The 22,888-nt window shown below is 72.5% G+C and carries 28 protein-coding genes; 12 read left to right on the forward strand and 16 right to left on the reverse strand.

Translation table 11 applies throughout. The features are described from left to right. Positions 1–39 precede the first annotated feature (39 nt). The gene (locus tag ABTW72_RS26390; protein ID WP_350862883.1) at positions 40–1,050 is read left to right on the forward strand and encodes a glycosyltransferase; all 1,011 of its coding nucleotides are present in this window, start codon (positions 40–42) and stop codon (positions 1,048–1,050) included. Positions 1,051–1,109: 59 nt separating this feature from the next. After that, positions 1,110–1,838: a Clp protease N-terminal domain-containing protein gene (locus ABTW72_RS26395; protein ID WP_350862886.1), complete on the forward strand. Its 729-nt coding sequence runs from the start codon at positions 1,110–1,112 to the stop codon at positions 1,836–1,838. Positions 1,839–1,848: 10 nt separating this feature from the next. Here ABTW72_RS26395 and ABTW72_RS26400 read toward each other — a convergent pair whose 3' ends face one another. Together ABTW72_RS26400 and ABTW72_RS26405 are read right to left on the reverse strand one after the other, a co-directional pair. After that, a complete protein-coding gene (locus ABTW72_RS26400) occupies positions 1,849–2,367 on the reverse strand; it encodes a hypothetical protein (protein ID WP_091393365.1) in 519 nt (172 codons plus the stop codon). A gap of 145 nt (positions 2,368–2,512) precedes the next feature. Beyond that, positions 2,513–2,707, reverse strand: coding sequence for a DNA repair protein (locus ABTW72_RS26405; protein ID WP_350862890.1), 195 nt, complete (start codon positions 2,705–2,707; stop codon positions 2,513–2,515). 169 nt (positions 2,708–2,876) lie between these two features. On the opposite strand from ABTW72_RS26405, the gene ABTW72_RS26410 reads away from it, so the two are divergent. Then, complete coding sequence (locus tag ABTW72_RS26410; RefSeq protein WP_350862893.1) at positions 2,877–3,539, forward strand: GNAT family N-acetyltransferase; 663 nt, start codon at positions 2,877–2,879, stop codon at positions 3,537–3,539. 219 nt (positions 3,540–3,758) lie between these two features. On the opposite strand, the gene ABTW72_RS26415 is transcribed toward ABTW72_RS26410, so the two are convergent. The 4 genes from ABTW72_RS26415 to ABTW72_RS26430 all read right to left on the reverse strand — a co-directional run bounded on the left by ABTW72_RS26415 (position 3,759) and on the right by ABTW72_RS26430 (position 7,069). Beyond that, positions 3,759–4,457, reverse strand: coding sequence for a TetR family transcriptional regulator (locus tag ABTW72_RS26415; protein WP_350862896.1), 699 nt, complete (start codon positions 4,455–4,457; stop codon positions 3,759–3,761). Beyond that, entirely contained in the window at positions 4,420–4,914 is a 495-nt protein-coding gene (locus ABTW72_RS26420; RefSeq protein ID WP_350862899.1) for a thiol-disulfide oxidoreductase DCC family protein, read from the reverse strand. Before ABTW72_RS26420 ends, ABTW72_RS26415 begins: the two co-directional genes overlap by 38 nt. Further along, positions 4,911–5,480, reverse strand: coding sequence for a hypothetical protein (locus tag ABTW72_RS26425; RefSeq protein WP_350862902.1), 570 nt, complete (start codon positions 5,478–5,480; stop codon positions 4,911–4,913). Before ABTW72_RS26425 ends, ABTW72_RS26420 begins: the two co-directional genes overlap by 4 nt. A 134-nt stretch (positions 5,481–5,614) precedes the next feature. Next, positions 5,615–7,069, reverse strand: coding sequence for a glycoside hydrolase family 3 N-terminal domain-containing protein (locus tag ABTW72_RS26430; protein WP_350862905.1), 1,455 nt, complete (start codon positions 7,067–7,069; stop codon positions 5,615–5,617). Between the two features lie 169 nt (positions 7,070–7,238). Between ABTW72_RS26430 and ABTW72_RS26435 the strand changes: the two genes are divergently transcribed. Next, positions 7,239–8,414 (forward strand): ROK family transcriptional regulator, encoded by a 1,176-nt coding sequence (locus ABTW72_RS26435; protein ID WP_238678372.1) that lies wholly within the window; start codon positions 7,239–7,241, stop codon positions 8,412–8,414. Between the two features lie 127 nt (positions 8,415–8,541). Here the strand turns inward: ABTW72_RS26435 and ABTW72_RS26440 are convergent, their stop codons facing one another. Next, positions 8,542–9,558 carry an ABC transporter permease subunit gene (locus ABTW72_RS26440; RefSeq protein ID WP_350862909.1) on the reverse strand — a complete coding sequence of 339 codons (1,017 nt, stop codon included), beginning with the start codon at positions 9,556–9,558 and terminating at the stop codon, positions 8,542–8,544. Next, entirely contained in the window at positions 9,555–10,553 is a 999-nt protein-coding gene (locus ABTW72_RS26445) for an ABC transporter ATP-binding protein (RefSeq protein ID WP_350862912.1), read from the reverse strand. The genes ABTW72_RS26440 and ABTW72_RS26445 overlap by 4 nt, the downstream gene beginning before the upstream one ends. A gap of 55 nt (positions 10,554–10,608) precedes the next feature. Between ABTW72_RS26445 and ABTW72_RS26450 the strand changes: the two genes are divergently transcribed. Together ABTW72_RS26450 and ABTW72_RS26455 are read left to right on the forward strand one after the other, a co-directional pair. Beyond that, a complete protein-coding gene (locus ABTW72_RS26450; protein ID WP_350862915.1) occupies positions 10,609–11,526 on the forward strand; it encodes an ABC transporter ATP-binding protein in 918 nt (305 codons plus the stop codon). A gap of 23 nt (positions 11,527–11,549) precedes the next feature. After that, positions 11,550–12,446 carry a ribokinase gene (locus tag ABTW72_RS26455; protein ID WP_266303494.1) on the forward strand — a complete coding sequence of 299 codons (897 nt, stop codon included), beginning with the start codon at positions 11,550–11,552 and terminating at the stop codon, positions 12,444–12,446. 91 nt (positions 12,447–12,537) lie between these two features. Here ABTW72_RS26455 and ftrA read toward each other — a convergent pair whose 3' ends face one another. Then, complete coding sequence (gene ftrA / locus ABTW72_RS26460; protein ID WP_350862918.1) at positions 12,538–13,566, reverse strand: transcriptional regulator FtrA; 1,029 nt, start codon at positions 13,564–13,566, stop codon at positions 12,538–12,540. A gap of 70 nt (positions 13,567–13,636) precedes the next feature. On the opposite strand from ftrA, the gene ABTW72_RS26465 reads away from it, so the two are divergent. Further along, positions 13,637–14,095 carry a rhodanese-like domain-containing protein gene (locus ABTW72_RS26465; RefSeq protein WP_350862921.1) on the forward strand — a complete coding sequence of 153 codons (459 nt, stop codon included), beginning with the start codon at positions 13,637–13,639 and terminating at the stop codon, positions 14,093–14,095. A gap of 24 nt (positions 14,096–14,119) precedes the next feature. On the opposite strand, the gene ABTW72_RS26470 is transcribed toward ABTW72_RS26465, so the two are convergent. The 4 genes from ABTW72_RS26470 to ABTW72_RS26485 form a co-directional block, all read right to left on the reverse strand. Then, positions 14,120–14,848: a hypothetical protein gene (locus ABTW72_RS26470; RefSeq protein WP_350862924.1), complete on the reverse strand. Its 729-nt coding sequence runs from the start codon at positions 14,846–14,848 to the stop codon at positions 14,120–14,122. 47 nt (positions 14,849–14,895) lie between these two features. Then, positions 14,896–15,285 (reverse strand): DoxX-related protein, encoded by a 390-nt coding sequence (locus tag ABTW72_RS26475; RefSeq protein ID WP_350862927.1) that lies wholly within the window; start codon positions 15,283–15,285, stop codon positions 14,896–14,898. Next, entirely contained in the window at positions 15,282–15,764 is a 483-nt protein-coding gene (locus ABTW72_RS26480; RefSeq protein WP_091393319.1) for a DUF6232 family protein, read from the reverse strand. Before ABTW72_RS26480 ends, ABTW72_RS26475 begins: the two co-directional genes overlap by 4 nt. A 617-nt stretch (positions 15,765–16,381) precedes the next feature. Beyond that, a complete protein-coding gene (locus ABTW72_RS26485) occupies positions 16,382–16,861 on the reverse strand; it encodes a DUF6232 family protein (protein WP_350862930.1) in 480 nt (159 codons plus the stop codon). Between the two features lie 98 nt (positions 16,862–16,959). Here ABTW72_RS26485 and ABTW72_RS26490 point away from each other — a divergent pair, with 98 nt between their 5' ends. Both ABTW72_RS26490 and ABTW72_RS26495 read left to right on the forward strand, forming a co-directional pair. Further along, positions 16,960–17,733, forward strand: coding sequence for an enoyl-CoA hydratase/isomerase family protein (locus tag ABTW72_RS26490; protein ID WP_112604422.1), 774 nt, complete (start codon positions 16,960–16,962; stop codon positions 17,731–17,733). A gap of 121 nt (positions 17,734–17,854) precedes the next feature. Beyond that, on the forward strand, positions 17,855–19,477 hold the full coding sequence (locus ABTW72_RS26495; RefSeq protein ID WP_266303490.1) for an acetolactate synthase: 1,623 nt from the start codon (positions 17,855–17,857) through the stop codon (positions 19,475–19,477). A gap of 48 nt (positions 19,478–19,525) precedes the next feature. On the opposite strand, the gene ABTW72_RS26500 is transcribed toward ABTW72_RS26495, so the two are convergent. Genes ABTW72_RS26500 through ABTW72_RS26510 form a run of 3 tightly spaced genes read right to left on the reverse strand, consistent with a single transcriptional unit; the run spans position 19,526 to position 20,664 of the window. Then, on the reverse strand, positions 19,526–19,942 hold the full coding sequence (locus ABTW72_RS26500) for a PLD nuclease N-terminal domain-containing protein (RefSeq protein WP_350862935.1): 417 nt from the start codon (positions 19,940–19,942) through the stop codon (positions 19,526–19,528). 27 nt (positions 19,943–19,969) lie between these two features. Then, positions 19,970–20,275, reverse strand: a complete 306-nt coding sequence (locus tag ABTW72_RS26505; protein WP_350862938.1) for a DUF202 domain-containing protein — start codon at positions 20,273–20,275, stop codon at positions 19,970–19,972. Next, complete coding sequence (locus ABTW72_RS26510) at positions 20,272–20,664, reverse strand: YidH family protein (RefSeq protein WP_350862941.1); 393 nt, start codon at positions 20,662–20,664, stop codon at positions 20,272–20,274. Before ABTW72_RS26510 ends, ABTW72_RS26505 begins: the two co-directional genes overlap by 4 nt. Positions 20,665–20,706: 42 nt before the next feature. On the opposite strand from ABTW72_RS26510, the gene ABTW72_RS26515 reads away from it, so the two are divergent. From ABTW72_RS26515 to ABTW72_RS26525, 3 genes are all read left to right on the forward strand, one after another. Continuing rightward, positions 20,707–21,504, forward strand: coding sequence for a GNAT family N-acetyltransferase (locus tag ABTW72_RS26515; protein WP_350862944.1), 798 nt, complete (start codon positions 20,707–20,709; stop codon positions 21,502–21,504). Beyond that, positions 21,501–21,914, forward strand: coding sequence for a hypothetical protein (locus tag ABTW72_RS26520; protein WP_210781064.1), 414 nt, complete (start codon positions 21,501–21,503; stop codon positions 21,912–21,914). Before ABTW72_RS26515 ends, ABTW72_RS26520 begins: the two co-directional genes overlap by 4 nt. Positions 21,915–22,101: 187 nt before the next feature. Beyond that, positions 22,102–22,881, forward strand: a complete 780-nt coding sequence (locus ABTW72_RS26525) for an electron transfer flavoprotein subunit beta/FixA family protein (RefSeq protein ID WP_350862947.1) — start codon at positions 22,102–22,104, stop codon at positions 22,879–22,881. Positions 22,882–22,888 lie beyond the last annotated feature (7 nt).

Here is a 22,888-nt window from a genome sequence, read left to right on the forward strand (position 1 = left end):
CGCCCCGGGCCCACGGTGCGGCAGGTAGGGTCCGACGCCATGCGCGTGCTGTTCGCCAGTCTTGCGTCCGTCGGTCACACCTATCCGCTGATCCCGCTGGCGATCGCCGCCCGGGAGGCCGGGCACGAGGTCCACTTCGCCGCCGGTCCCGAGGTGCACGCGCCGCTCGCCGCGCACGGCCTGCGGCCGTTCCGGCCCGGCGACGCCTTCTACGAGGTGTACGCCGAGGATCTCGCACCGGAGCTGGCGCGGCTGCGGCCCGACCTGGTGGTGCACGAGTGGGGGCTGCCGGGGGCGGCCGTGGCGGCTCACCGGGCCGGGATCCCGGGACTGTGGCACGGGTTCGGCCGGATGTTTCCCGAGGGCATCGGCCTGGAACTGCCCACCAGGAACGCCGAGGTCGTCGGTCGGCCGCACCTGGACATCTGGCCGCCCTCGTTGCAGGACAAGGACTTCCTCGCCACCGAACGTCGGATCGAGCTGCGACCGGTGGCCTTCTCCACACGGGCCCCGCTGCCCGAACGGGTGAGCCGTCGAGCGTCCCGACCGTTGATCTATCTGACCCTCGGCACCGCGTTCGGCACGCCGGAGCTGCTGCGCACCGCCATCGCCGGTCTGACGGCGCTGGACGCCGAGGTGGTGGTCGCCGCGGGTCGGGTGCCCCTGGAGCAACTGGGCGAGATCCCCGACCACGTCGGCGTGCTTCCGTGGGTGTCGCAGGCGGAGCTGCTGCCGCTCGTCGACCTGGTGGTGCACCACGGAGGTAGCGGCACCACCCTCGGCGCGCTCGCGGCTGGCGTACCGCAGTTGCTGCTGCCGCAGGGCGCCGACCAGTTCGCCAACGCCGACACGCTCGCCGCCGCCGGTGTCGCCCTGCGGCTCCTTCCCGGCGAGGTGGACGCGAGCGCCGTCGCCGAGCAGGCCAACCGCCTGCTGCCGCAGCACGGCAACGTCGGGCAGCGCGACGCGGCCCGCGCTGTCGCCGAGGAGATCGCCGCCATGCCCTCGCCAGCGGCCGTCGCTCGACTCCTGCCGGAGTACGCCGCCTGACGGGCACACATCGTCAACTCGGGGTTGACGAGAGGCATGCGTCAACCTATGGTTGACGCATGACAGATCCTCTTCAGATGGGCAACACCGTCAAGCTCGACGACCTGATCCAGGCAATCAAGACGGCGCACACCGACGCGCTCGACCAACTCACCGACGCGGTCATCGCCGCCGACCACCTCGGCGAAGTGGCCGATCACCTCATCGGGCACTTCGTCGACCAGGCCCGCCGCTCGGGGGCCTCCTGGACCGACATCGGCCGCAGCATGGGGGTCACCAAGCAGGCCGCCCAGAAGCGCTTCGTGCCGAAGGCGACCGACGCGGCCGCACTCGACCCGAACGCGGGTTTCGGCCGGTTCACCCCTCGCGCCCGCAACGTGGTGATGGCCTCGCAGGAGGAGGCCCGCGCCAGCGGCAACGCCGAGATCGGCCCCGAGCACCTGGTGCTGGGCCTGCTCGCCGAGCCGGAAGGGCTGGCCGCCAGGGTGATGGCTGGTCGCGGCGCCACCCCCGAGGCGGTACGGGAGGCGGTCGGTGCCGTCCTCCCACCACGCGCCGAGCAGGTGCCGGACCTCATCCCGTACGACGCGCGCGGCAAGAAGGCGCTGGAGTTGACCTTCCGGGAGGCGCTGCGCCTCGGGCACAACTACATCGGCACCGAGCACATCCTGCTCGCCCTGCTGGAGCAGGAGGACGGCACCGGGGTGCTCACCAACCTCGGCCTGGACAAGGCGACGGTCGAGGCCGACCTGGCCGCCGCCCTCGCCGCCGCCGTCGGAAAGAAGTGAGAACCCGGGGTCAGGACACCTCGGGGAAGCCGTAACGCAGGGCGTGCTCCGGATCGGCCGGGTCGATCTGGCGTACGCCCGCGTCGGCGAGGCGCTTGTTGACCTCGTCGAGCTGCTCGCGCACCAGGCGGGCCTCCTCCTCGGTGACCCGGCCCCGGTGTGGCTTGCCGGCGTGCTCCAGCGTGCCGTAGTCGATCTTCTCGGTGGTCTTGCGGGCCTTGGGCGGGCGAACCCGCTCGGCCGTCTTCAACAGCTGCGCCATCGGCACGTCGGTGGCCATCGCGTCGAACTCGCTGGCGGTCAACACCACCCGGCGGGGCTCGCCGCCACCGTGCCGATCGTGGATCTCCACCACCGCCACGTCCAGCGCGGCGTCGTCGATGTTCTCCACCTCGCCCGGGGTGGCGTCCAACTGCACGGGCCCGGCGACCAGGTCCGGGTGCTCCAGCACGACGACGCGGACCACCTCGTCGTCCTGCTGCAGAACCGTGCCGGTGAAGTCGGAGACGTGGATCGTCTTCTTGCCCATGCGCGGAGCTTCTCCTGTCGTAGGCCGGGATGGCGGACCACAAGAAATTACCCGACAGGTGTGCGAAAGCCGCCGCTGGACCTCCTCCGGTGTGTCGCCTCGAACGTCAGAGGCTGCCCTTCGGTGCCACCCAACCGGTGGTGCGTCAGTGGGTGTTCAGACGGTGCCGACTGGAGCTGCCGACGGACAGCTTGTTCAACCCGGCCCACGACAGGGCGCCGCCGCCGATCGTCCGCGGGTTCCGGTAGCGCGGCTGGGGCGGATTGCCTCCGACGGCCTCCGCCGCCTGCCAGAGTCGCTCGGGGTCCTGCTGGTAGTGGTCATTCGGCTGAATCGGCATGCGTTCACCGTCCCAAACAAAGGTGTCCAGGTATGGAAATACATATGACGGTCGATCCGAGCCCTCGGTTCCCGCACCCCTTTCCCACTCGGCCCTGACGGATCCTGCGCCCGGCCCTTCCGTCCGGCGTACGGTGATCGACGACGGGTCGGGTGACGGGGAGGTGCGCATGCTCGACCGGCGACTTCACCTGCACCTGGCCACCTGGCTCGGCCAGTGGCCGGCCGGGCCGGGGTTGCACGTGGTCGCCTCGCAGCGGCGGGCCGAACCGGCCTGGGACGGCCGGCTGCGCCCCGCGCTCGCCGTGGACACCGGGCAGAGCGCCGTGCTCTCCGTTGCGCCGGACCGTGTGGCGGCGATCCGCGCGTTGGTCCGCCGTGAGCCGGCTCGCTTGCTCGCCGCGCTGCCGGAGGCCGTTGGCCGGCCCGAATTCTGCGTACACGACGGCCCCTTCCGGTGGAGCCTGTCGCCCGCCCCGCTGCCCGACGTGGGGGAGTGGACCGAGCCGACCGCCGCCGGGCTGCCGCCGTGGCTGCGCCTCTTCGACCGGCCGGTGCTGGTGGTCCGTGACCCGGACGGCGCCTATCTGGCCGGTGCCGGGATCAAGCGGCACGACGCGTACGGGCACGAGTTGGCCGTCGGCACCGTGCCGGCCGCCCAGGGGCGCGGCCTCGCCCGTCGGCTGGTGGCCCAGGCGGCGCGACGGGTGCTCGACGAGGGGGCGGTCCCCACCTACCTGCACGAGCGGGACAATCACGCCTCGGCCCGGGTCGCCGAAGCGGCCGGGTTTCCGGACCGGGGCTGGCGCGCGTACGGGGTCTATCCGCGCTGAGCGGGCATTGGGCGCGGACCGTGGATCCCGGGCCGGATCCACGGTCCGCAACCTCCCCCCAGGCCCCGGTACCGGTGTAGCGGCCTCGCCGGGGGCGAGCCGCTACGTGCCGATCACGCTACGTATCGAACAGGCTCGAGGCAAGGCTGAAGCTGTCGGTTCGGAGTGTCGAAAAGTGGACTTGACCTGCTTCTTCGCCGCCGGGAGGTGCCAGCCGGATCAGTGACGGAGCGTGCGAATCAGGTCGAGCACCTGTCGGGTCACCGGCCGCAGGACCCGGAGCCGGGACAGCACCACGAGCCGGTCGATCAGCGGTACGGCCCCATCGATGAGCTGGCGGGTCTTGGTCTGGCCCGGCGATCGGTCGTGCACCCAGTAGAGGATCACGCCCATGTACGCGAGCCAGAGCAGCTCGGGCAGCTGTGGGCGCAGCTCGGCGTCGACCTTGGCCGTCGAGCCGGTCAACACCTCGCCGAAGAGGTCGATGGCTGCCTGCCGAGGGCCGGAGGACTCCGCGGAGAAGGGGCTCAACGGGGAGGTGGGCTCCGCCGCCGTCTTGAAGAAGGTCGCCGCGAATCCGTGTGAGGGCGTCAACACGTCGATCCCCGCGTGCAACACTCCGGCGAGCCGGGGACCGAACGCCTCCTCCCGATCGAGCACGGGCTGCGCGGCGGCCCGGTGCTCGACCTGGGACTGTGCGTAGAACTCCTGAATCAGGTGGTCCTTGGAACCGAAGTAGTAGTAGGCGTTGCCGACCGCCACGCCGGCCTCCTGCGCGATCGCCCGCATGGTGGTCTGGGCGTACCCGCGTTCGCGGAACAACCGCATGGCGGTGTCCCGGATCAGCTGCCGGGTCTGCTCGCCCCGGGCGGTGGCAGGGTCACCCGCAGTGGTCGTCTGCGCAGGCTGCTCGGTCATCGGGGCCACCGTATCCCGCCGGTTCGTCGGTCGGCTCCGCCCACGGGTCGCGGATCCGCTCCCGGATCGCCGAGGCGGCGGCCACCGTCTGCCGGGCGAGGGGCAGCAGGTGCGGTCGGGCCAGTCGCTCGGCCGTGGACCGATGGTCGGTCAGCGCCCAGAGGCAGGCGAACCAGGCGCCGTCGCCCGCGTACACCTCGCCGGTGTCGGCGATCACGGTGAGGTCGCGCAGCGTCGCGTCGTGGTCCAGGCCGGGGAAGCGCCGCCGGGCCTCGGCGGACCCGGCCGGCACGAACTCCAGGGGTACGAGCTGGGCGCGCGACGACAACCAGCGGCGGGCGGCCCGGCAGAGCGGGCAGGCCGCGTCGAACAGGACGGTGAACCCCCGGATCCCACCGCCGGAGTGCGCGGTGGGATCCGGGAGCCGACCGACGCCGTCGGTCGGGGGCACGGTCATCGGGTCGGCGGGTTGTTCGTCGGGTCGACGCCCGGTTGTGGTCCGGCCGGTCGCGGACCAGCGGGCTGGGGTCCGGCCGGGTGCGCGCCGGTCGGCTGCGGACCACCCGGGTACGCGCCGACCAACTGCGATCCGGGTGGGGTGGACGGCATGGGAAGTCGGCCGATCGGGGCGAGCGGGGGGTGGGTGGCGAGCTGGCGGAGTCGGTTTCGGCGGTAGCGGCCGAGCGCGAAGACGTTGAAGAAGTGCAGCGCGCCGAGCACCAGCAGCACCAAGCCGATCTTGAGAGACAGCTCCTCCATGGCCTGGCTGGTCGAATCGATCGGGTCGGAGTGCTTCATCGCCACCGTGACGTAACCGAGGTTGAGCAGATAGAAGCCGACCACCAGGAGGCTGTTGACCGCTCGGGCGAGTCGTTCCTCGGCGAACACCTCCTCCAGGAAGACCTGCCCGTTGCGGGACAGCGCTCGAGCCACCCAGATGGTCAGGCCGACGCTGACCGCGAGGTAGATCACGTACATCCAGACCTTGATGTCCATGTGGACGCCCTTCTTGAACGTGTTCAACTACCGACGTCATCAGACTAGGGTCGATATTGAACATGTTCAAGAAGTGGCGACCAGTGACTGTGGACACTCTGGGTCGGCGCTGGAACGTGCCATCCGGCCGCGCCTGTGGCCCGGCCGGATGGCGCCGTGGCTCAGCCGGCCAGGCCGAGCACCTCGGCGGCCGCGCGACCGTTGGCGTGGCTCGCGCCGTAGGTGGTGACGAAGGCGCGGACGCCCGCGGGCCGCCACTGTGCCGGCCAGCCCATCTCCACCACTGTCACCGGGTGCTGGGCCGCCAGGTCGGCGATCAGCTCCGGGCCGCCGGGCAGCCGGTGCAGGTGTCGTCCGACCAGGACGATGGGACGGTCGCCCGCCAATCCGCGCAGCGTGGCCGGGTCGGTCTCGGCGGCGATCACCCGGATCTCGGGCACCCCGTTCAGGTGCGGACCGAGGCCCCACGGCACCCGACCCTCGGCGATCGTCGACTCGGTGTGCAGTTGCACCACCAGTGGCTGGCCCAGGCCGGTGAGCAGGCCGTCCACCCGGACCGCTCGGCGCGCTGCCGCGTACCCCAGCTCGGGGTCACCGATGGCCGGCGGCCCGCTGGCGGCCCGGGTCCAGGCAGCGAGATCGGCGGCGCGGCCGGCTGCCTCCTCGACCCGCGCCCTCGCCAGCCGGCCGTCGGCGAGCGCGTCGACGATCTCGGTGGCCACCCGCTCGACCAGTTCGGCGTCGACCTTCGCGCCGATGCAGAGCAGGTCGGCACCCGCGCTCAGGGCCCGGACCGCAGCCGGCCCGACGCCGCCGGCGGCCACCGCGGCACCCTTCATCTCCAGCGCGTCGGTGATGACGGTGCCGGTGAAGCCGTACTCGGTGCGCAGCAGGTCGACCAGGACGGCTCGGCTGAAGGTGGCCGGGTCGGCGCCGGTGAGCGCCGGCACGCGGATGTGCGCGGTCATCACGGCCCGCGCCCCGGCGGCGACGATGGCCGCGAACGGCGGTAGGTCCCGCTGGCGGAGCAGGCTCAGCGGAGCGTCCACGGTGGGCAGTTCGTGGTGGGAGTCGGTGACGGTGGCGCCGTGCCCGGGGAAGTGCTTGGCGCAGGCGGCCACGCCGGCGGCCTGCAACCCGGCCACGGCGGCGGCCGAGTGGGCGGCCACCCGCACCGGATCCGCGCCGAAGGACCGGGTGCCGATCACCGGGTTGTCGTCGGCGGTGTTGACGTCGACAGTGGGGGCGAGGTTGACGGTGATGCCGAGCGCGGCCAGGTCGGCGCCGATCGACTGGTAGACCCGTCGGGTGAGGGCCACGTCGCCGATCGCACCCAGGGCGGCGTTGCCGGGGTACGGGCTGCCGGTGGCGTGTGCGAGCCGGGTCACGTCGCCACCCTCCTCGTCGATGGCGATCAGCGCGTCCGGCCGACCGGCGCGCAGCGCGGCGGTGCTCGCCGCCACCTGCGCGGGGTCGTGCACGTTGGTGCCGAACAGGGTGTGCCCGGCCAGCCCGTCGGCCAGCAGGTCGACGGCCCAGTCCGGCGGGACCGGTCCCGGGTACGCGGCCAGCAGCGTGCCCAGCGCCAGCCGGCGCAGTCCTGGATCCAACCCCACGTGATCTTCCCCCTTCGGTGCCCCGCGAGTACGAAACGTCGTACCGGTGGTGGTCCTGGCCCTGCCGACTCGGCGGAGCGTCCCACCGTCGGGTGGCCGTTACGCTACGGCTACCCGTTCGCAGGTCGGTTTACAGTTAGCAAAGTTTACTAAAACTAGAGGACGTGTCATGAGTGCGACCCGGCTGCCCGGCACCCCCCGTCTGTTGCGGGCGCTCAACGACCGTGCCGCGCTGGAGCTGCTCCTCGAACGCGGCCCGCTGACCCGAGCTCGACTCGGCGAGCTCACCGGCCTGTCGAAGGTCACCGCCTCGCAACTGGTCGAGCGGCTGGAGGAGCGCGGCCTGGTCGCGCGGGTCGGCGAGCAGGCCGGCGGGCGAGGGCCGAACGCCCAGCTCTACGCCGTCCGCCCGAGCAGCGCGCACGTGGTCGGCGTGGACGTCGGGCCCGACCGGGTGGTGGCCGCCTGCGCCGACATCACCGGTGCGGTCATCGGCCGGGTGGAGCAGTCGACCCGGGACACCGACGACCCGGTGGGCGTGGTGCACAACGCCGTCGTGCAGGCGGCGAGCAGCGCCCAGGCGCAGCTGAGCAGCGTACGACGGATCGTGCTGGGCACGCCGGGCCTGGTCGACCCCGGCACCGGCGACATCACCTTCGCCTTCAACCTGCCGCGCTGGCACAGCGGTCTGCTCGCCGCGTTGCGGGACGACCTGCACACGCCGGTGGTCTTCGAGAACGACGTCAACCTGGCCGCGGTGGCCGAGGCGCAGTCCGGTGCAGCGCAGGGGCTGTCGGACTTCGTGCTGGTCTGGGTGGGCGCCGGCGTCGGCCTGGCGATCATGCTGGGCGGGCGGTTGCACCACGGCAGCAGCGGCGCCGCGGGCGAGATCGGCTACCTGCCGGTGCCCGGCGCGCCCATCCCGCGCGACGTCTCCCGTCGTGCCAAGCCGGCCTTCCAGCAGCTGATCGGTGCGGACTCGGTGCGCGCCGTGGCCCGCGAGCACGGCTACCCGGACGCCGACGCCGCCGAGGCGGTCCGCGCGGCCGTCGCGGCCGGCGCCGACGGGGGCCCGATGCTCGACGAACTGGCCCGTCGGCTCGCGCTCGGCGTGGCCAGCACCTGCGTGGTGCTGGACCCACCGCTGGTCGTGCTCGCCGGCGAGGTCGGCCAGGCCGGTGGCGCGGCGCTCGCCGACCGGGTGCAGCAGGAGGTCGCCGCGATCACCCTGGTCCAGCCGCGAGTGGTACCGACCGGGCTGACCGAGGAGCCGATCCTCCAGGGCGCGCTGCGCACCGCCCTGGACGCCGTACGCGACGAGGTGTTCGGCTCCACCGTCGGCTGAGCCCGCTGCGGCGGTCATGTGAAGGAATATTTCACCGCGCGTCCGCACGGTGCAAGCTCTTGCCGCCTGCTGGTCGGGCCCGGCCCACCGGGCCGCCCAGCAGAGGACGGGCAGCCCGGTGAAAGCCTCAGATCAGGTCGCGGCGACGAAACACGGCAAATGCCGCCGCGGTCAGCCCGCCAGTGAGCACGAGCAGCACCACCAGGGCGGTCGGCCAGTTCAGGCTGTAGAAGCTCTCGCAGTAGCCGGTGCCCGTGCTGCCCGCACAGACCTGAGGGTCGTAGAACCGCGTCCTGCCGCTGAGCCACGCTGCGATGTGACTGGAGAGCATCAACTGATCGGGCCGCCGGGCGTCGACGATCTCCAGCACCAGCCGGCCGCCCAACTCCCACAGCACCGCGTACGCGGCGGCCGCCCCCAGCGCCGCCGAGGTGTGCCGACCCAGCGTGGCGATCGCGAACCCCAGGGCAGAAGCCAGCAGCACCAGCACCAGCCCACGGCCGTGCACCGCACCGAGCGAACGCCAGAAGTCACCATCCAACTGGCCCGGCAACCCGGCGGTCTGCCCGATCACCCAGAACGTGGCGAGGTAGGCCACCGAGGCCAGCAGGGCCAGCACCAGCACCGTAGCGAGCAGCGTGCCCAACTTCGCCGCGAGCACCGTCAACCGGCGCGGTCGCCAGAGCAGCAGGTTCACCACACCGCCGGAGTTCAGGTCCGCGCCGATGTAGGAGGCGCCGACCAGAAACCCGAACAGCACGAGGAACGCGATGAGGAAGTAGAGCAGCGGCAGCGCCTGACCAGCGAAGCTGAACACACCCGGCAGGTAGTCGGCGGGGATCGGCAACCGATCCTGTCGGATCGGATCGATCGACGAGCACTCCTCCGGGAAGTACTGGCCCATCTCGCTCTGCGGAAGTGTGCCGTTCTGTCGCGCCAGACACTGCTGGAAGGCGACCTCCATCCCCTGCCGCGCCTCGGCGGCCTGCGCCCGCGCCGAGTTCATCTCGTCCGCGTTCGGCTTGTGGGAGCCGGCGAGCGTCGTCGCCGCCGTGACGGCGAACGCCAACACCAACAGGACGACCATCAGCTGCACGAAGCGACGCGCGGACAGTCGCTCCAACTCGGCACGCACCAGGTTCACGCGTCCACTCCCCGATCGAGGTCGATCACAGCTTCGCCCTGCGGCAGCGACGAGTCGCCGACCTGCCGGGGCACCGACGAATGCTCGTACGCGCCGGTCAGCTCCAGGAAGACGCTCTCCAGATCCGGCCGCAGCGGCGTCAGCTCGCCCACCCACAGACCCTGCTCACCGAGCACCCGGCTGACCACCGTCGGGTCGCTCACCCCGCTCACCACCAACGCTCCGCCGTCCACGACCGCCGTCAGCTCGGCCGCGTGCAGCAGTTCGACGGCCCGCTCCGGCTCGGCCACCCGGACCAGGAACTCGTGCCGGTCGTGGCCCGCCAGCACCTCGTCCACCCGACCGGTCGCGACCCGCCGCCCCCGAGAGATGATCGTGACGTGGTCGCAGATCAGCTGGATCTCGCCCAGGATGTGACTGGACACCAGCACTGTCACCCCGTTGGCCGCCAGCGACCGCATCAGGTCCCGCATCTCCCGGATGCCCGCCGGGTCCAGCCCGTTCGCCGGCTCGTCCAGGATGAGCAACCGCGGGTCCTTCAACAGGGCGGACGCCACCGCCAGACGCTGCTTCATGCCCAGCGAGTAGCCCTTCACCCGCTCATCGCCCCGGTCGTGCAGGCCCACCAGATCCAGCACCTCGTCCACCCGCGAGACCGGCACACCACCGGCGCGGGCCAACAGCCGCAGCGTCCGGTAGCCGGTGAAGTTGCCGAAGAACTGCGGGCTCTCCACGATGGCGCCGACCTGGCCCGCAACCCGGGGCAGCAGCTCCGGCGACGGTTCGCCGAGCACCGTCATCCGGCCGCTGTCGGCGCGTACCAGCCCGAGCAGGGCCCGCAGGGTGGTGGTCTTGCCCGAGCCGTTGGGGCCCAGGAAGCCGTGGACCTGGCCCGCCTCGACCAGCAGGTCGAACCCGTCCACCGCCACCCGTCGGCCGCTGCGCAGGCTGCGGAAGGTCTTGCGCAGACCCTCGATCTCGATGACCGCGCTCATCCGCGCGGCTCCGTACGTCGGCGGGGCATGGGCCGTCCTTCGGGCTTGGTGATCAATGACACGGCGCTTCACCCTATGGCCGGGGTGCCGCCCGTGGGGGGCACCGGGCGCTGCGTGGTTGGATGGTGTGGTGACTGGTGACCTGATCCCCGGCGCTGCCGGCGCCGCGCCTGCCGCCGCTTTTGTGGACCCGGATCTGGTGGTCAGCCTCGACGGCGTCGGCGTACGCCGCTCTGGCACCGCCCTCCTCCAGGACCTGACCTGGCGCGTCGAACTGGACGAGCGGTGGGTCGTGCTCGGCTCCAACGGTGCCGGCAAAACCACACTGCTCAACCTCGCCGCCGGTCGGCTGCACCCCACCACGGGCGTCGCGCACGTGCTCGGCGAGCGGATCGGCCGCACCGACGTCAACGAGCTGCGTACCCGGATCGGGCTCACCACCGCCGCGATCGCCGAGCGGCTGCCCGCCGACGAGCGGGTCAGCGACGTGGTGGTGACCGCCGCCTGGTCGGTGGTCGGCCGCTGGCGGGAGAACTACGACCGCGGCGACGAGGCGCGGGCGCGGGCACTGCTGAGCCAACTCGGCGTCGGCGGCCTCGCCGAACGCCGCTACGGCACCCTCTCCGAGGGTGAGCGCAAGCGGGTGCAGATCGCCCGTGCCCTGATGACCGACCCGGAGCTGCTGCTGCTCGACGAGCCCGCCGCCGGGCTCGACCTCGGTGGTCGGGAAGACCTGGTCGCCCGACTGGCCGAGCTCGCGTACGACCCGGACGCCCCGGCGATGGTGCTGGTCACCCACCACGTCGAGGAGATCCCGCCCGGGTTCACCCACGCGATGCTGCTGCGCGAGGGCGGGGTGGTCGCCCAGGGCCTGCTCGCCGAGACGCTGACCGGTGACAACCTCTCCAAGACCTTCGGGCTGCCACTTGTGGTCGAGCGGTCGGGCGACCGCTTCACGGCTCGCGCCGCCTGAGCGCCGGACAGGCGGAGACGGCCGTGCCGCAGACCCGGGTTGCCGTGGTGGGCAGCGCCAACATGGACCTGGTCGCGATGGCACCCGCGCTGCCGCGACAGGGCGAGACCATGCTCGGCACCGACTTCGTGATGGTGCCCGGCGGCAAGGGCGCCAACCAGGCCGTGGCCGCCGTCCGGGCCGGCGCCTCCTGCGCGTTCCTCGGCGCGATCGGCTCGGATGCCTTCGGCGTCACCCTCAAGGCCCGCATCACCGCGGCCGGCGTGGACACCAGTCAGCTTCGCGTGGTCTACGGCGCCTCCGGAGTGGCGCTGGTGATGGTCAACGCCCAGGGGGAGAACGCCATCGTGGTCACCCCCGGCGCGAACGACGCCCTGGTCGGCCTCACCGAGGAGGAGCTGACCACGGTGCGCGCGGCGGACGTCCTGGTCGCCCAACTGGAGATCCCGGTGCAGACCGTGACGGCCGCCGCGGTGGCCGCCCGCGAGGCCGGCACGAGGGTCATCCTGAACGCCGCCCCGGCGCGGGACCTCCCACCCGAGCTGCTCGCCGCCGTGGACCTGCTGGTCGTCAACGAGGGCGAGGCGCAGGCGCTCGCCGGCCGGGGTCGGGAGGAGCCGCGCGCACTGCTCGACCTGACCCCCCGGGCCGTGCTCACTCTCGGCGGTGAGGGCGCCTGGTACGTCGACCGGGACGGCACCGAGGTGCACGTGCCGGCGGTACCTGTCGACGTGGTCGACTCCACCGCCGCCGGTGACGCGTTCACCGCCGCACTGGCCGTCGGCTGGGGCGAGGGGCGCGACCTGGTCGACGCGGTGCGCTGGGCGTCGGCGGCCGGCGCTGCCTGCGTCCGCAAGCTCGGCGCCTCGGTGGCGCTACCGCAACGCGCCGAGATCGACGAGCTGTACGTGCCGGCCTGAGCGCGTTCCGCGCTGAGCCGGCCTGAGCGCGTTCCGCGCTGAGCCGGCCTGAGCGCGTTCCGCGCTGAGCCGGCCTGCGCGCGTCGGCGGGTTACGCCCGCTGGCCCCCACCCGTGCGGAAGGCCCGGCGGTACGCCGACGGTGAGGTCAGCATCACCCGACCGAAGTGGTGCCGATAGGTCACCGGCGTGTCGAAGCCCACCGCGCGCGCAACCTGCTCGACCGGGGCGTCGGTCTCCTCCAGCAGGGCCAGACTGGCGCGGATCCGCTGGTCGATCAGCCAACGGATCGGGCTGGTCCCGGTGGCCCGGGCGAAGTGCCGCAGGTAGGTGCGGGACGACATGTGCGCCCGCCCGGCGAGCCGGGCCACGCTCAGCGGCTCGGCGAGATGGGAGAGCGCCCAGTCGATGCTGCCCGCGATCCGGTCGTCGTCCGGGTCGGCGGGTACCGGCGCCTCGACGAACTGGGCCTGCCCGCCGTCGCGGTGCGGCGGGATCACCAGCCGTCGAGCGACCGCGTTGGCGATCGCCGCGCCATGGTCGAGCCGGATCACGTGCACGCAGAGGTCCAGCCCGGCCGCGCTGCCAGCACTGGTGAGCAGGTCACCGTCATCGAGGTAGAGCACGTCCGCGTCCACCTCGACCCGCGGGTACCGCCGCGCCAGCAGTTCCGCGTACCGCCAGTGGGTAGTGGCCCGCCGACCGTCCAGCAACCCCGCCCCCGCCAGTGCGAACGCGCCCGAGCAGATCGACATGATCCGGGCACCGCGCCGGTGCGCCCGGCGCAGCGCGGTGATCAGCTCGGGTGACGGGTCCGCGGTCACGTCCGGCACGCCGGGCACGATCACCGTCCGCGCCGTGGCCAGCTCGGCCAGACCGTACGGGGTGTGCAGGCTGGCCCCGCCGACCACCGGCACCGGTCCCGGTTGCTCGGCGCAGAGCACCAGGTCGTACCAGTCGACGTCGAACTCCGGCCGGGCCAGCCCGAACACCTCGGTGACGATGCCGGTCTCGAACACCGACATCCCCGGGTACGCGAGGACGGCGACCCGGTGCGCGGCTGCCGGTCGTCGGGGCGCTGGCAGCGGGCGCGGGCCGACTGTCGTGGCCGATATCGGCATGGCGGGATGTTAGCGCAGGACGTCGTTCCCGCCACTCGTCCCGAGGTGGCATCGTGCCGAGGATCGGTGCATGACCTTCTCCTTCGCCGTTCCGCCGGCCGATCCGGCCACCGCCGCCGCCTACTTCCGCAATCGGCTCAGCGTCGAGACCGACGTCAGTGACGTGCACGCCGACCTGTCGGCCCGTACCCCGGCTCTGGTGGTCGTCGACTCCCGGGGCGCGGCTGCCTGGGCGCAGGGGCACCTCCCCGGCGCGGTGCACCTGCCCACCGCCGAGATCGCGACCCGGGCGGCGGACCTGATCCCGCCGGGCTCGGCGGTGGTGACCTACTGCTGGGGTCCGGGCTGCAACGGCGCGACCCGGGCGGCGCTGGAGTTCGCCCGGCTCGGTCACCCGGTGAAGGAGATGCTCGGCGGTTTCGAGTACTGGGCGCGCGAGGGGCTGCCGGTGGTGACGGAGGCCGGGGTGACCCGACGACCGGTCGACGACCTGACCGCGCCCACCACGACGATCACCTGCGACTGCTGAGCCGGGACGCAGGCCTGCGGGGGCTCAGCCGACGGGTTCGTCGGCGAGCTTCTCGCCGCGTCGGCGCAGCATGCCCAGCCCGGGGATGCCGGCCACGGCGAGCTTGAGGTCGCGAGTCACGTCCAGCAGGTCGTGCAGGTCCGGCCCGACCCGGTCCAGTGTGGCCAGAATCGGCAGGATGTCCGCCGTCAGGTGTTCCTTGAGCTTGGGCAGCTCGTCGATCAAGTGGATCGCCGCGCTGATCTCCTCGTGACTCAGCTCCTCGACGAACCGCCCGGCCATCGGCGCGGCCCGGCGCAGCGCCGGCTCGTACGCGGCCAGCAGCTCAGCCGCCGTCGCGGCGGCCTCCGTCGCGGTACCCACGGTGGTGGCGGCGCGGGTCGCCACACGCTCGGCCGCGGCGATCACCGTGCCCGCCGCCCGGGAGACCCGCTCGGCCTCGGTGACCACCACGGCGGCGGCGGTGGCCACCTCGGTGGCCGTGTCGATGGCGGTGGTCGCGGCGGCGCTGATGACGGCCACCTCGCGGACCGCCGCCTCCGCGTCGGTGAGCACCTGGTCGGTCCGGTCCAGGGTCGTCTCGATCCGGTCGACCACGCCGTTGATCCGGGCCAGCAGCGCCTCCACCCCGTCCAGCACCGCGAACGCGCGGGCGGGCACGGCGGCCATCGAGGCGGCCGAGCCGAGCGCCTGGTCGAGAGCGGAGCGGGTCAGGCCGACCACCGCGGTCGGGGTGGGGAGGGGAATCGCCATGGGATCAAGTGTGCGTCGGCCGTGCCACAACCGCCCGGCGGAGCCGGTCAGCGGGGCCGTCGACGGGCGGTGTCGGCGCTGGCCACCCGCAGCGCCCACCAGATCAGCGGCACCTGCAACGGCACCCGACCGTACGCGATGGCCCGCTTCGTCGGGCGTCGGTGCCGCCAGTCCACGGCCATCTTCACGTTCGCCGGCAGGACGGCGACGAAGAGTGCGGCCGCGGCCCGGCCGCCGGCCCGCCGGGTGGTCGGGTGCGCCACGGCCGCCGCAACCGCCAGTTCGGCCACCCCGCTGGCGTACGTCCAGAAGCGGGCCGGCCCGGGCAGCGCGCCTGGCACGATCGGGTCGTACACGCCGGGTCGCAGCAGGTGGGTGACGCCGGCCGCCGCGAGCAGGCCGGCCAGCGCGACGGCCTCGCCGCGGCGGGTGGTCATCGATGGTCTCCCTGCTGTTCGACGGCGCGTTGCACGGCCCGGTAGATCTGCCCGAACCGTAGCGCGTCCGGGGTGCGCACCAGCAGATCCTCCCGACCGTGGTGCTGCACCCACAACTCGTGCACATGGTTGCCGCGCTCGTAGGAGCGGTCCAGCCACCCCAACGGGATTTCCAGGAACGGCATCAACGCCAGCGCCCCCACCGCGCAGGCGGCGAGGATGATCAGCGCGAGCTGCCAGTTGCCCCGGTCCTGAGCCGACCAGGCCAGCGACAGCACGCAGACCACCGCGACCAGCGGCGGCAGCGAGAGCAGCAGGACCAGGACACCGCGCCCCAGCACACGGCCCCGGACCGCGAGGGTTTTCTGCCCCCGGTCGTGCCAGACGAACGTGACGTCGGACAGGGCGATCACGTGACCGCCCGCCCGGATCGACTCGGAGGTCACCTGCACCGCGTCGTCCCGGTAATAGAGGGTCATCACTAAGCCTAACCACCGTCAGGCAACCCTCGCCTCGCTCGGAGCGTGGCGCCTGGCCTTCCTCGCAGAAGGATCGGCCGTTCTGCGCAGAGGGCTCGACGGAGGCGGTCCGGCGGGTGGAGGTGACGTTGCGGCGGTCCTTTGGAGCTGAATCGTCTGCGACATCACGGGTCGTCGCGTCGTCGCGTCGTCGCGTCACATCGCGGCCTTGCGGAATCGCAGGCCCGGGTCCGATTCGTTTGCGACATCAGCTCCATAGGCACTGCAGGAACGCTGTGGCCGCGGCCGCTGCGGCCGCTGCGCCTCCGCCTGCTGCGTCGCCCGGGCCCGTGCTGGCTGCGCCGCCCGCGCCCGCGCCGCGCAGGCTGCACCGAATGGGCCAGCGCCGCGCCGGCTGCGCCGGATGGGCCAGCGCCGCGCCGGCTGCGCCGGATGGGCCAGCGCCGCGCCGGCTGCGCCGGATGGGCCAGCTCCGCGCCGGCTGCGCCGGATGGGCCAGCTCCGCGCCGGATGGGCCCGCGCCCGCTGCGCCCGGCTGGCGAGCGGGGTCGCTGCGCAGGTCCCACCGGTGACCACCGGCCCCGGTCAGGTCGGGACGTGAAGCGGAACCAGGCTGGCTAGCGGCGCGTGACGGGGTGGGCCGGCTGGCTGTGCTCTACCGCGCGCTGCACCGCCCGGTAGATCTGCCCGAAGCGCAGCGCGTCACCGGTGCGCAGCAGCCGCACCGGCTGGCCCCGCCAACGGGCCCAGATCTCCAGTTGGCGGCTGCCCCGGGCGTACGAGCGGTCCAGGTGTTCGAAGAGGAAGTCGGCGACCGGTCCGACGGCCAACCCGACCAGCACCGACGCGCCGACGATCGCGATCGTCACGGTGGGTGAGCGGTGCAGCCAGACGGCCACGCCGATGCCGAGCACCGCCGCGACCAGCGGGCCGGCGAGCGCGGCGCCGATCGCGCCCCGCCCCACCAGCACGCGCCAGGAACGGGTGCCCCGGCGGTGCCAGATCATGGTGATGTCGGCCAGCTTGTAGCTGCGACCGTCGATACGGACGGTGCTGGAGGTGACCTGCACCGACCTGTCGTCGTAATACGTGATCATGGCTGGACTCCCGCCCACGGGGCTGACACCACACTACTTACCCAAACGAGCCGGGTCGTAAGGTTGGCACGCGACTTCGACGAGGAAGTGAGGGCAGCGTGGGCGAGTTCGTTCGGCTGGAGACCACTGACGGCATCGGCACGATCCGGCTGGAGCGGCCGCCGATGAACGCGCTCAACACCCAGGTGCAGGAGGAGTTGCGCGCCGCCGCCACGGCGGCCACCGCCGATCCCGAGGTCCGCGCCGTCATCGTGTACGGCGGGGAGAAGGTCTTCGCCGCCGGCGCCGACATCAAGCAGATGGCCGAGATGTCCTACGTGGACATGGCCGACCGGGCGGCGAACCTGTCCAGCGCGCTCGGCGCGATCGCCCGGATCCCCAAGCCGGTGGTCGCCGCGATCACCGGGTACGCCCTGGGTGGCGGCTGTGAGCTGGCGTTGGCCTGTGACTGGCGGGTGGTCGCCGAGGACGCCAAGCTCGGCCAGCCGGAGATCAAGCTGGGCATCATCCCGGGTGCGGGCGGCACCCAGCGGCTGGCCCGGCTGGTCGGCCCGGCCCGCGCAAAGGACCTGATCATGTCGGGGCGGATGGTCGACGCGCAGGAGGCGCTGCGCATCGGTCTGGCCGACCGGGTCGCCCCGGCCGCGGAGGTGTACGACACCGCCGTCGCGTTGATCACTCCGTACCTGACCGGGCCGGTGCAGGCGCTGCGCGCGGCGAAGCTGGCGGTCGACGGCGGCCTGGACATGGACCTGAACTCGGGCCTGGCCTGGGAGAGTCAGCTCTTCGCGGCCCTGTTTGCCACCGACGACCGGCGCGAGGGCATGGCGGCCTTCGTCGAGAAGCGCAAGCCGGGCTTCACCGGCCGCTGATCCGTCGCTTCCCGGCCCGACGGCCCCTGAGGTCGGCCACGTCCACTGGCCGGGGCCGCGGTCGCAGGGCCAAGTGACTGGCCGGTAACCTGTGATCCCGGCCACGGACGATGGGAGCGACATGACGGAGCGGATCGAGGGTCACGGCGGCGAGTTGGCGCTCGCGGCACTACGCGCGCACGGCGTACGGGAGATGTTCACGCTGTCCGGTGGGCATGTCTTCCCGCTCTACGACGCCGCGTACAAGACCGACTTCCCGATCTACGACGTCCGGCACGAGCAGTCCGCGGTCTTCGCCGCCGAGGCGGTGGCCAAGCTCCAGCGCCGTCCTGGCCTCGCCGTGCTCACCGCCGGGCCCGGTGTCACCAACGGCATCTCCGGCATGACCAGCGCGTTCTTCAATGCCTCGCCGGTGCTGGTGCTCGGCGGGCGCGCGCCAGCGTTCCGCTGGGGCTCGGGCAGCCTCCAGGAGATGGACCACCTGCCGCTGGTCGCTCCGGTCACCAAGCACGCCGAGACGGTGTTCAGCACCGACGACATCCCGCGTGCGGTGGGTGCGGCGCTGAACGCCGCGCTCACCCCGCACCGCGGCCCGGCCTTCCTCGACTTTCCGCTGGAGACGGTCTTCTCGGTCGCGGAGGCCGAGCTGCCGACCGTGACTGGTGTCGACCCGATCGCGCCGGACCCGGAGGAGGTCGGCCGCGCGGCGATGCTCATCGCCGGGGCGCAGCGGCCGGTCATCATCGCCGGCTCCGACGTGTACGCGGGCGACGCGGTCGCCGCGCTGCGCGAGGCGGCCGAGGCGTTGCAGGTGCCGGTCTTCACCAACGGCATGGGTCGCGGCTCGCTCCCGCCGGAACACCCGCTGGCGTTCGCCAAGGCCCGCCGGGCCGCGCTCTCCGGCGCCGACGTGGTCGTGGTGGTGGGCACCCCGCTGGACTTCCGGCTCAGCTTCGGTGACTTCGGCGACGCCAAGGTGGTGCACATCGTCGACGCCCCCAGCCAGCGGGCGACGCACGTGCAGCCGGCCGTCGCCCCCGCCGGTGACCTGCGCCTGATCCTGTCCGCGCTGGCCGACCACTCCGGTGACCGGGCCGACCACGCCGACTGGATCGCCGACCTGCGCGTCGCCGAGGACGCGGCGAAGGCTCGGGACGCCGCGGAGATGGCCGCCGAGACCGACCCGATCCGTCCGGCCCGGATCTACGGCGAGCTGCGTCGGGCGCTCGCCCCGGACGCGATCACCATCGGCGACGGCGGCGACTTCGTGTCGTACGCCGGGCGGTACCTGGAGCCGGCCCAGCCCGGCACGTGGCTGGACCCGGGCCCGTACGGCTGCCTGGGCACCGGGATGGGCTACGCGATGGGGGCCCGGGTCAGTCACCCGGACCGGCAGATCTGCGTGCTGATGGGCGACGGCGCGGCCGGCTTCTCGCTGATGGACGTCGAGTCGCTGGTCCGCCAGAAGCTGCCGGTGGTGATCGTCGTCGGCAACAACGGCATCTGGGGGCTGGAGAAGCACCCGATGCGGGCCATGTACGGCTACGACGTGGCCGCCGACCTCCAGCCGGAGCTGCGGTACGACACCGTGGTCAGCGCGCTCGGCGGGGCGGGGGAGACGGTCGCCAAGGCGGCCGACCTGGGCCCGGCACTCCAGCGGGCGTTCGACTCGGGAGTGCCGTACCTGGTGAACGTGCTCACCGACCCGACCGACGCGTACCCCCGGTCGTCGAACCTGGCCTGAGTCGCACCCGCCGCCGCCGTCGCTCCCGCGCCGGCGGCGGCGGCCTGCTCACACCTCCGGTCGGTCACCCTCGCGCGGCGGCTCACCGTCGCGGCGGCGCAGGTCGTCCTCGCGTCGCCGCAGGTCTTCCTCCCAGCGTTGGAACAGCTCCTGGTCCTGCTGCTGGGCGCGTTCCTCGACCGAGCGCAGGAACTCCGGGTCGTCGTCGGGGGCCACCGGCCGAGGGCGCTGCCGTTCTGCGCCGCCGGTGCCGCCCGGCCAGCCCTTGCGGGCGCCGGGGGTGGGCTCGCGGCCGACGATGAACCAGGCGATCGAGCCGACCAGCGGGAAGAACAAGATGATCAGCACCCAGGCGATCCGGGGAAGGGCGCGGATCTTGCCCTCCTCGGCGGAGAGGCAGCTGATCAGCGCGCAGACGGCGAGGACAATCTGCACCAGGAAGAGGAGTACGCCAAGCCGGGCCATGCACCCATGATGACGCACCGGATCGCGTCACCCTAGTCCGCGCAGGACCAGCAGCACTCCCAGTAACGCCAGCACCACGGTGCCCGCCGTGACCAGGGGCAGTGTCCGGCCGCCGGTGCGGGCCGGACCGGTGCCGGTGCCCCGGGGCCAGCAGAGCACCAGCAGGGCGCCCCACACCAGAACGGTGCCGCCGGCGATCAACGCACCGGTCGGCTCGCCGGTCGACGCCAGCCGGACGGCGAGCACTGTCACCACGGTCACCGTGAGCAGGGTGCGCCGCCAGGCCAGCCGGGTCCGCTCCGGTTGCAGCCCCGGGTCGCGTCCGGTGCTCACCGCCCGCCGACCGCCCGCATCAGGACGGCGGCCACCAGCAGCAACGCGCCGACGCCGACGGCGAGCGCCAGGATGGCGGGGAACCGGGACGCGGGCAGTTCCTGACCGAGCCGGATGGCCCGCTCGGTACGCGCCCAGTGGTCCACAGCGCGGATCGCGACCGCCGCGCCGAGCAGCAGCAACGCCACCGCGATCACCTCCCGCAGGTGGCTCATCGGCAGGGGCGGCAGGAACTGCGCGGCGGCCAACCCGCCTCCGACCAGCGCCAACCCGGTGCGCAGCCAGGCGAGGAAGGTCCGTTCGTTGGCCAGGGAGAAGCGGTAGTCAGGTGTTTCACCAACCGAGCCCAGTTCCGCCGGGTCGAACCACCGCTTGATCGCCTCCCACACAGTGGGAGATTATCCGCTTCCCATCCCGCTTAGCCTGGGCCGGTGACTGATCTCGACATCCTGACGCTGCGGACCGCCTACGACAACCAACTCCGCCCGGAGATCCCCGACCCGGTTCCGGCCGGCGTGACTGTGGAGCGGGACGGGCCGCTGGTGCGGATCACCGGGCTCGACTCCGGTGGGTTCATCACGTACCGCGACCTGGGCGGGTTGACCGGCGACGCGCTGGACGAGCTGATCGCCCGGCAGGTGCGGTTGTGCCGTGAGCGGAGCGAGTCGGCGGAGTGGAAGCTCAACGAGCACGACGAACCGGCGGACCTGGCGGACCGGCTGCGCGCGGCCGGCTTCGTACCGGAGGACCGGGAGACCGTCGTGGTCGGCCCGGTCGCGCCGCTGGCCGCCGCGCTGCCGGTCGTCCCCGAGGGGGTACGCCTGCGTGAGGTGACCTCCCGGGAGGACCTGGAGCGGATCGCCGCCATGGAGGAGGAGGTCTGGCGGGAGGACCGCTCGCACCTCGTGTGGGGCCTGGCCAAGGAGATCGACGCCGACCCAAACTCGATCACCATCGTGGTGGCCGAGGCGGACGAGACTGTGGTGAGTGCCGGCTGGGTGCGGTTCCCGGCGAACACCGGCTTCGCCACCCTGTGGGGCGGCTCGACCCTGCCGCAGTGGCGGCGCCGGGGCATCTACCGGGCGTTGGTCAACTACCGGGCGCGACTGGCCGAGCAGCGCGGTCGGACGCTCATGCAGGTCGACTGTTCCGAGGACAGCCGGCCCATCCTGCAGCGGCTCGGCCTCGTCGCGGTCACCACCACCACCCCGTACGTCTACACTCCGTGATCATGGAGCAGCGGTTGACGGACGAGGAGCGGCTGACCCTCAAGACCGGTGCCTTCGGCGCCGTCTTCCTGGTCTCCAACGCCGACCCCGGTGTCCTGGGGGTGATCCGGGAGAGCATCGCCGCGTCCGGCGCGCTGGCCGACGCCAGTGGCACGGTCAAGGAGGCGTTGACCACCGGCCCGCTGCCGCGACTTCCCCGGGACTCGCAGCTGGAGATCGAGTCGGTGGTGCTGCCGGCGTTGGGGCAGGCGGTGCGGATCCTGCGGGAGAAGTCCCCACGGGACGTGGACGCGTACCGCGAACTGGTGTTGGCCGCCGCGGACCAGGTGGCCCGGGCGCACGACGGGGTGGCGCCCGCCGAGGCGGCGGCCATCGACCAGATCCGGGTCGCCCTGGCCGAGCCGGCCTGACCATCTGCGCGTCGGTGAGCTGTGTCACTCTGAGTGCTGCGGGAGCACAACCTACTGGCAGGTAACATTGCGCCGTGGGCAACTGCACAACCGCCCGCGGTTGACCTGGCGTCGACCGACGCGCGACGCTGCGCCCCAGACCGGGCGAGCGAATCGCAACACCACACAGGAGGGTCGTCGAAGCGCGATGAACATCGTCGTACTCGTCAAGCAGGTGCCTGATTCGGGCGCGGACCGCAACCTGCGCAATGACGACAACACCGTCGACCGCGGTTCGGCGAACAACGTGATCAACGAGATGGACGAGTACGCCATCGAGGAGGCGCTGAAGATCAAGGAGGCGCACGGCGGCGAGGTCACCATCCTGACCATGGGTCCGGACCGGGCGACCGAGTCGATCCGCAAGGCGCTCTCCATGGGCCCGGACAAGGCCGTGCACGTGCTGGACGACGCCCTGCACGGCTCGTGCGCCGTCGCCACCTCGAAGGTGCTCGCCGCCGCTCTCGGTCAGCTCAATGCCGACCTGGTCATCTGCGGTGCCGAGTCCACCGACGGTCGGGTCCAGGTCATGCCGCACATGATCGCCGAGCGGCTGGGCGTCGCGGCGCTCACCGGTGCCCGCAAGCTCACCGTCGACGGCGCGACGCTGACCGTCGAGCGGCAGACCGAGGAGGGCTACGAGGTGGTCACCGCCTCCACCCCGGCCGTGGTCTCCGTCTGGGACACCATCAACGAGCCGCGCTACCCCTCCTTCAAGGGCATCATGGCCGCCAAGAAGAAGCCGGTGCAGACGCTCTCGCTGGCCGAGCTCGGGGTCGCGGCCGACGAGGTGGGCTTCGACGGCGCCACCAGCGCCGTCGTCGAGCACACCAAGCGCCCCCCGCGCTCCGGCGGCGCCAAGATCACTGATGAGGGCGAGGGCGGCGTCAAGCTGGTCGAGTTCCTCGCCACCGAGAAGTTCGTGTGAGAGGGGG

The organism is Micromonospora sp. NPDC127501 (assembly GCF_040302185.1).
Classification (GTDB): domain Bacteria; phylum Actinomycetota; class Actinomycetes; order Mycobacteriales; family Micromonosporaceae; genus Micromonospora.

What these genes read in the sequence shown, in the direction of transcription:
- ABTW72_RS26480 (WP_091393319.1), bottom strand. Translation starts at nt 15,764, where the DNA reads ATGACCCTCTATTACCGGGACGACGCGGTGCAGGTGACCTCCGAGTCG.
- ABTW72_RS26400 (WP_091393365.1), bottom strand. Translation starts at nt 2,367, where the DNA reads ATGGGCAAGAAGACGATCCACGTCTCCGACTTCACCGGCACGGTTCTG.
- ABTW72_RS26410 (WP_350862893.1), top strand. Translation starts at nt 2,877, where the DNA reads ATGCTCGACCGGCGACTTCACCTGCACCTGGCCACCTGGCTCGGCCAG.
- ABTW72_RS26435 (WP_238678372.1), top strand. Translation starts at nt 7,239, where the DNA reads ATGAGTGCGACCCGGCTGCCCGGCACCCCCCGTCTGTTGCGGGCGCTC.
- ABTW72_RS26395 (WP_350862886.1), top strand. Translation starts at nt 1,110, where the DNA reads ATGACAGATCCTCTTCAGATGGGCAACACCGTCAAGCTCGACGACCTG.
- ABTW72_RS26450 (WP_350862915.1), top strand. Translation starts at nt 10,609, where the DNA reads ATGACACGGCGCTTCACCCTATGGCCGGGGTGCCGCCCGTGGGGGGCA.
- ABTW72_RS26390 (WP_350862883.1), top strand. Translation starts at nt 40, where the DNA reads ATGCGCGTGCTGTTCGCCAGTCTTGCGTCCGTCGGTCACACCTATCCG.
- ABTW72_RS26465 (WP_350862921.1), top strand. Translation starts at nt 13,637, where the DNA reads ATGACCTTCTCCTTCGCCGTTCCGCCGGCCGATCCGGCCACCGCCGCC.
- ABTW72_RS26415 (WP_350862896.1), bottom strand. Translation starts at nt 4,457, where the DNA reads ATGACCGAGCAGCCTGCGCAGACGACCACTGCGGGTGACCCTGCCACC.
- ABTW72_RS26500 (WP_350862935.1), bottom strand. Translation starts at nt 19,942, where the DNA reads ATGGCCCGGCTTGGCGTACTCCTCTTCCTGGTGCAGATTGTCCTCGCC.
- ABTW72_RS26420 (WP_350862899.1), bottom strand. Translation starts at nt 4,914, where the DNA reads ATGACCGTGCCCCCGACCGACGGCGTCGGTCGGCTCCCGGATCCCACC.
- ABTW72_RS26495 (WP_266303490.1), top strand. Translation starts at nt 17,855, where the DNA reads ATGACGGAGCGGATCGAGGGTCACGGCGGCGAGTTGGCGCTCGCGGCA.
- ABTW72_RS26475 (WP_350862927.1), bottom strand. Translation starts at nt 15,285, where the DNA reads ATGACCACCCGCCGCGGCGAGGCCGTCGCGCTGGCCGGCCTGCTCGCG.
- ABTW72_RS26405 (WP_350862890.1), bottom strand. Translation starts at nt 2,707, where the DNA reads ATGCCGATTCAGCCGAATGACCACTACCAGCAGGACCCCGAGCGACTC.
- ABTW72_RS26485 (WP_350862930.1), bottom strand. Translation starts at nt 16,861, where the DNA reads ATGATCACGTATTACGACGACAGGTCGGTGCAGGTCACCTCCAGCACC.
- ftrA (WP_350862918.1), bottom strand. Translation starts at nt 13,566, where the DNA reads ATGCCGATATCGGCCACGACAGTCGGCCCGCGCCCGCTGCCAGCGCCC.
- ABTW72_RS26470 (WP_350862924.1), bottom strand. Translation starts at nt 14,848, where the DNA reads ATGGCGATTCCCCTCCCCACCCCGACCGCGGTGGTCGGCCTGACCCGC.
- ABTW72_RS26525 (WP_350862947.1), top strand. Translation starts at nt 22,102, where the DNA reads ATGAACATCGTCGTACTCGTCAAGCAGGTGCCTGATTCGGGCGCGGAC.
- ABTW72_RS26445 (WP_350862912.1), bottom strand. Translation starts at nt 10,553, where the DNA reads ATGAGCGCGGTCATCGAGATCGAGGGTCTGCGCAAGACCTTCCGCAGC.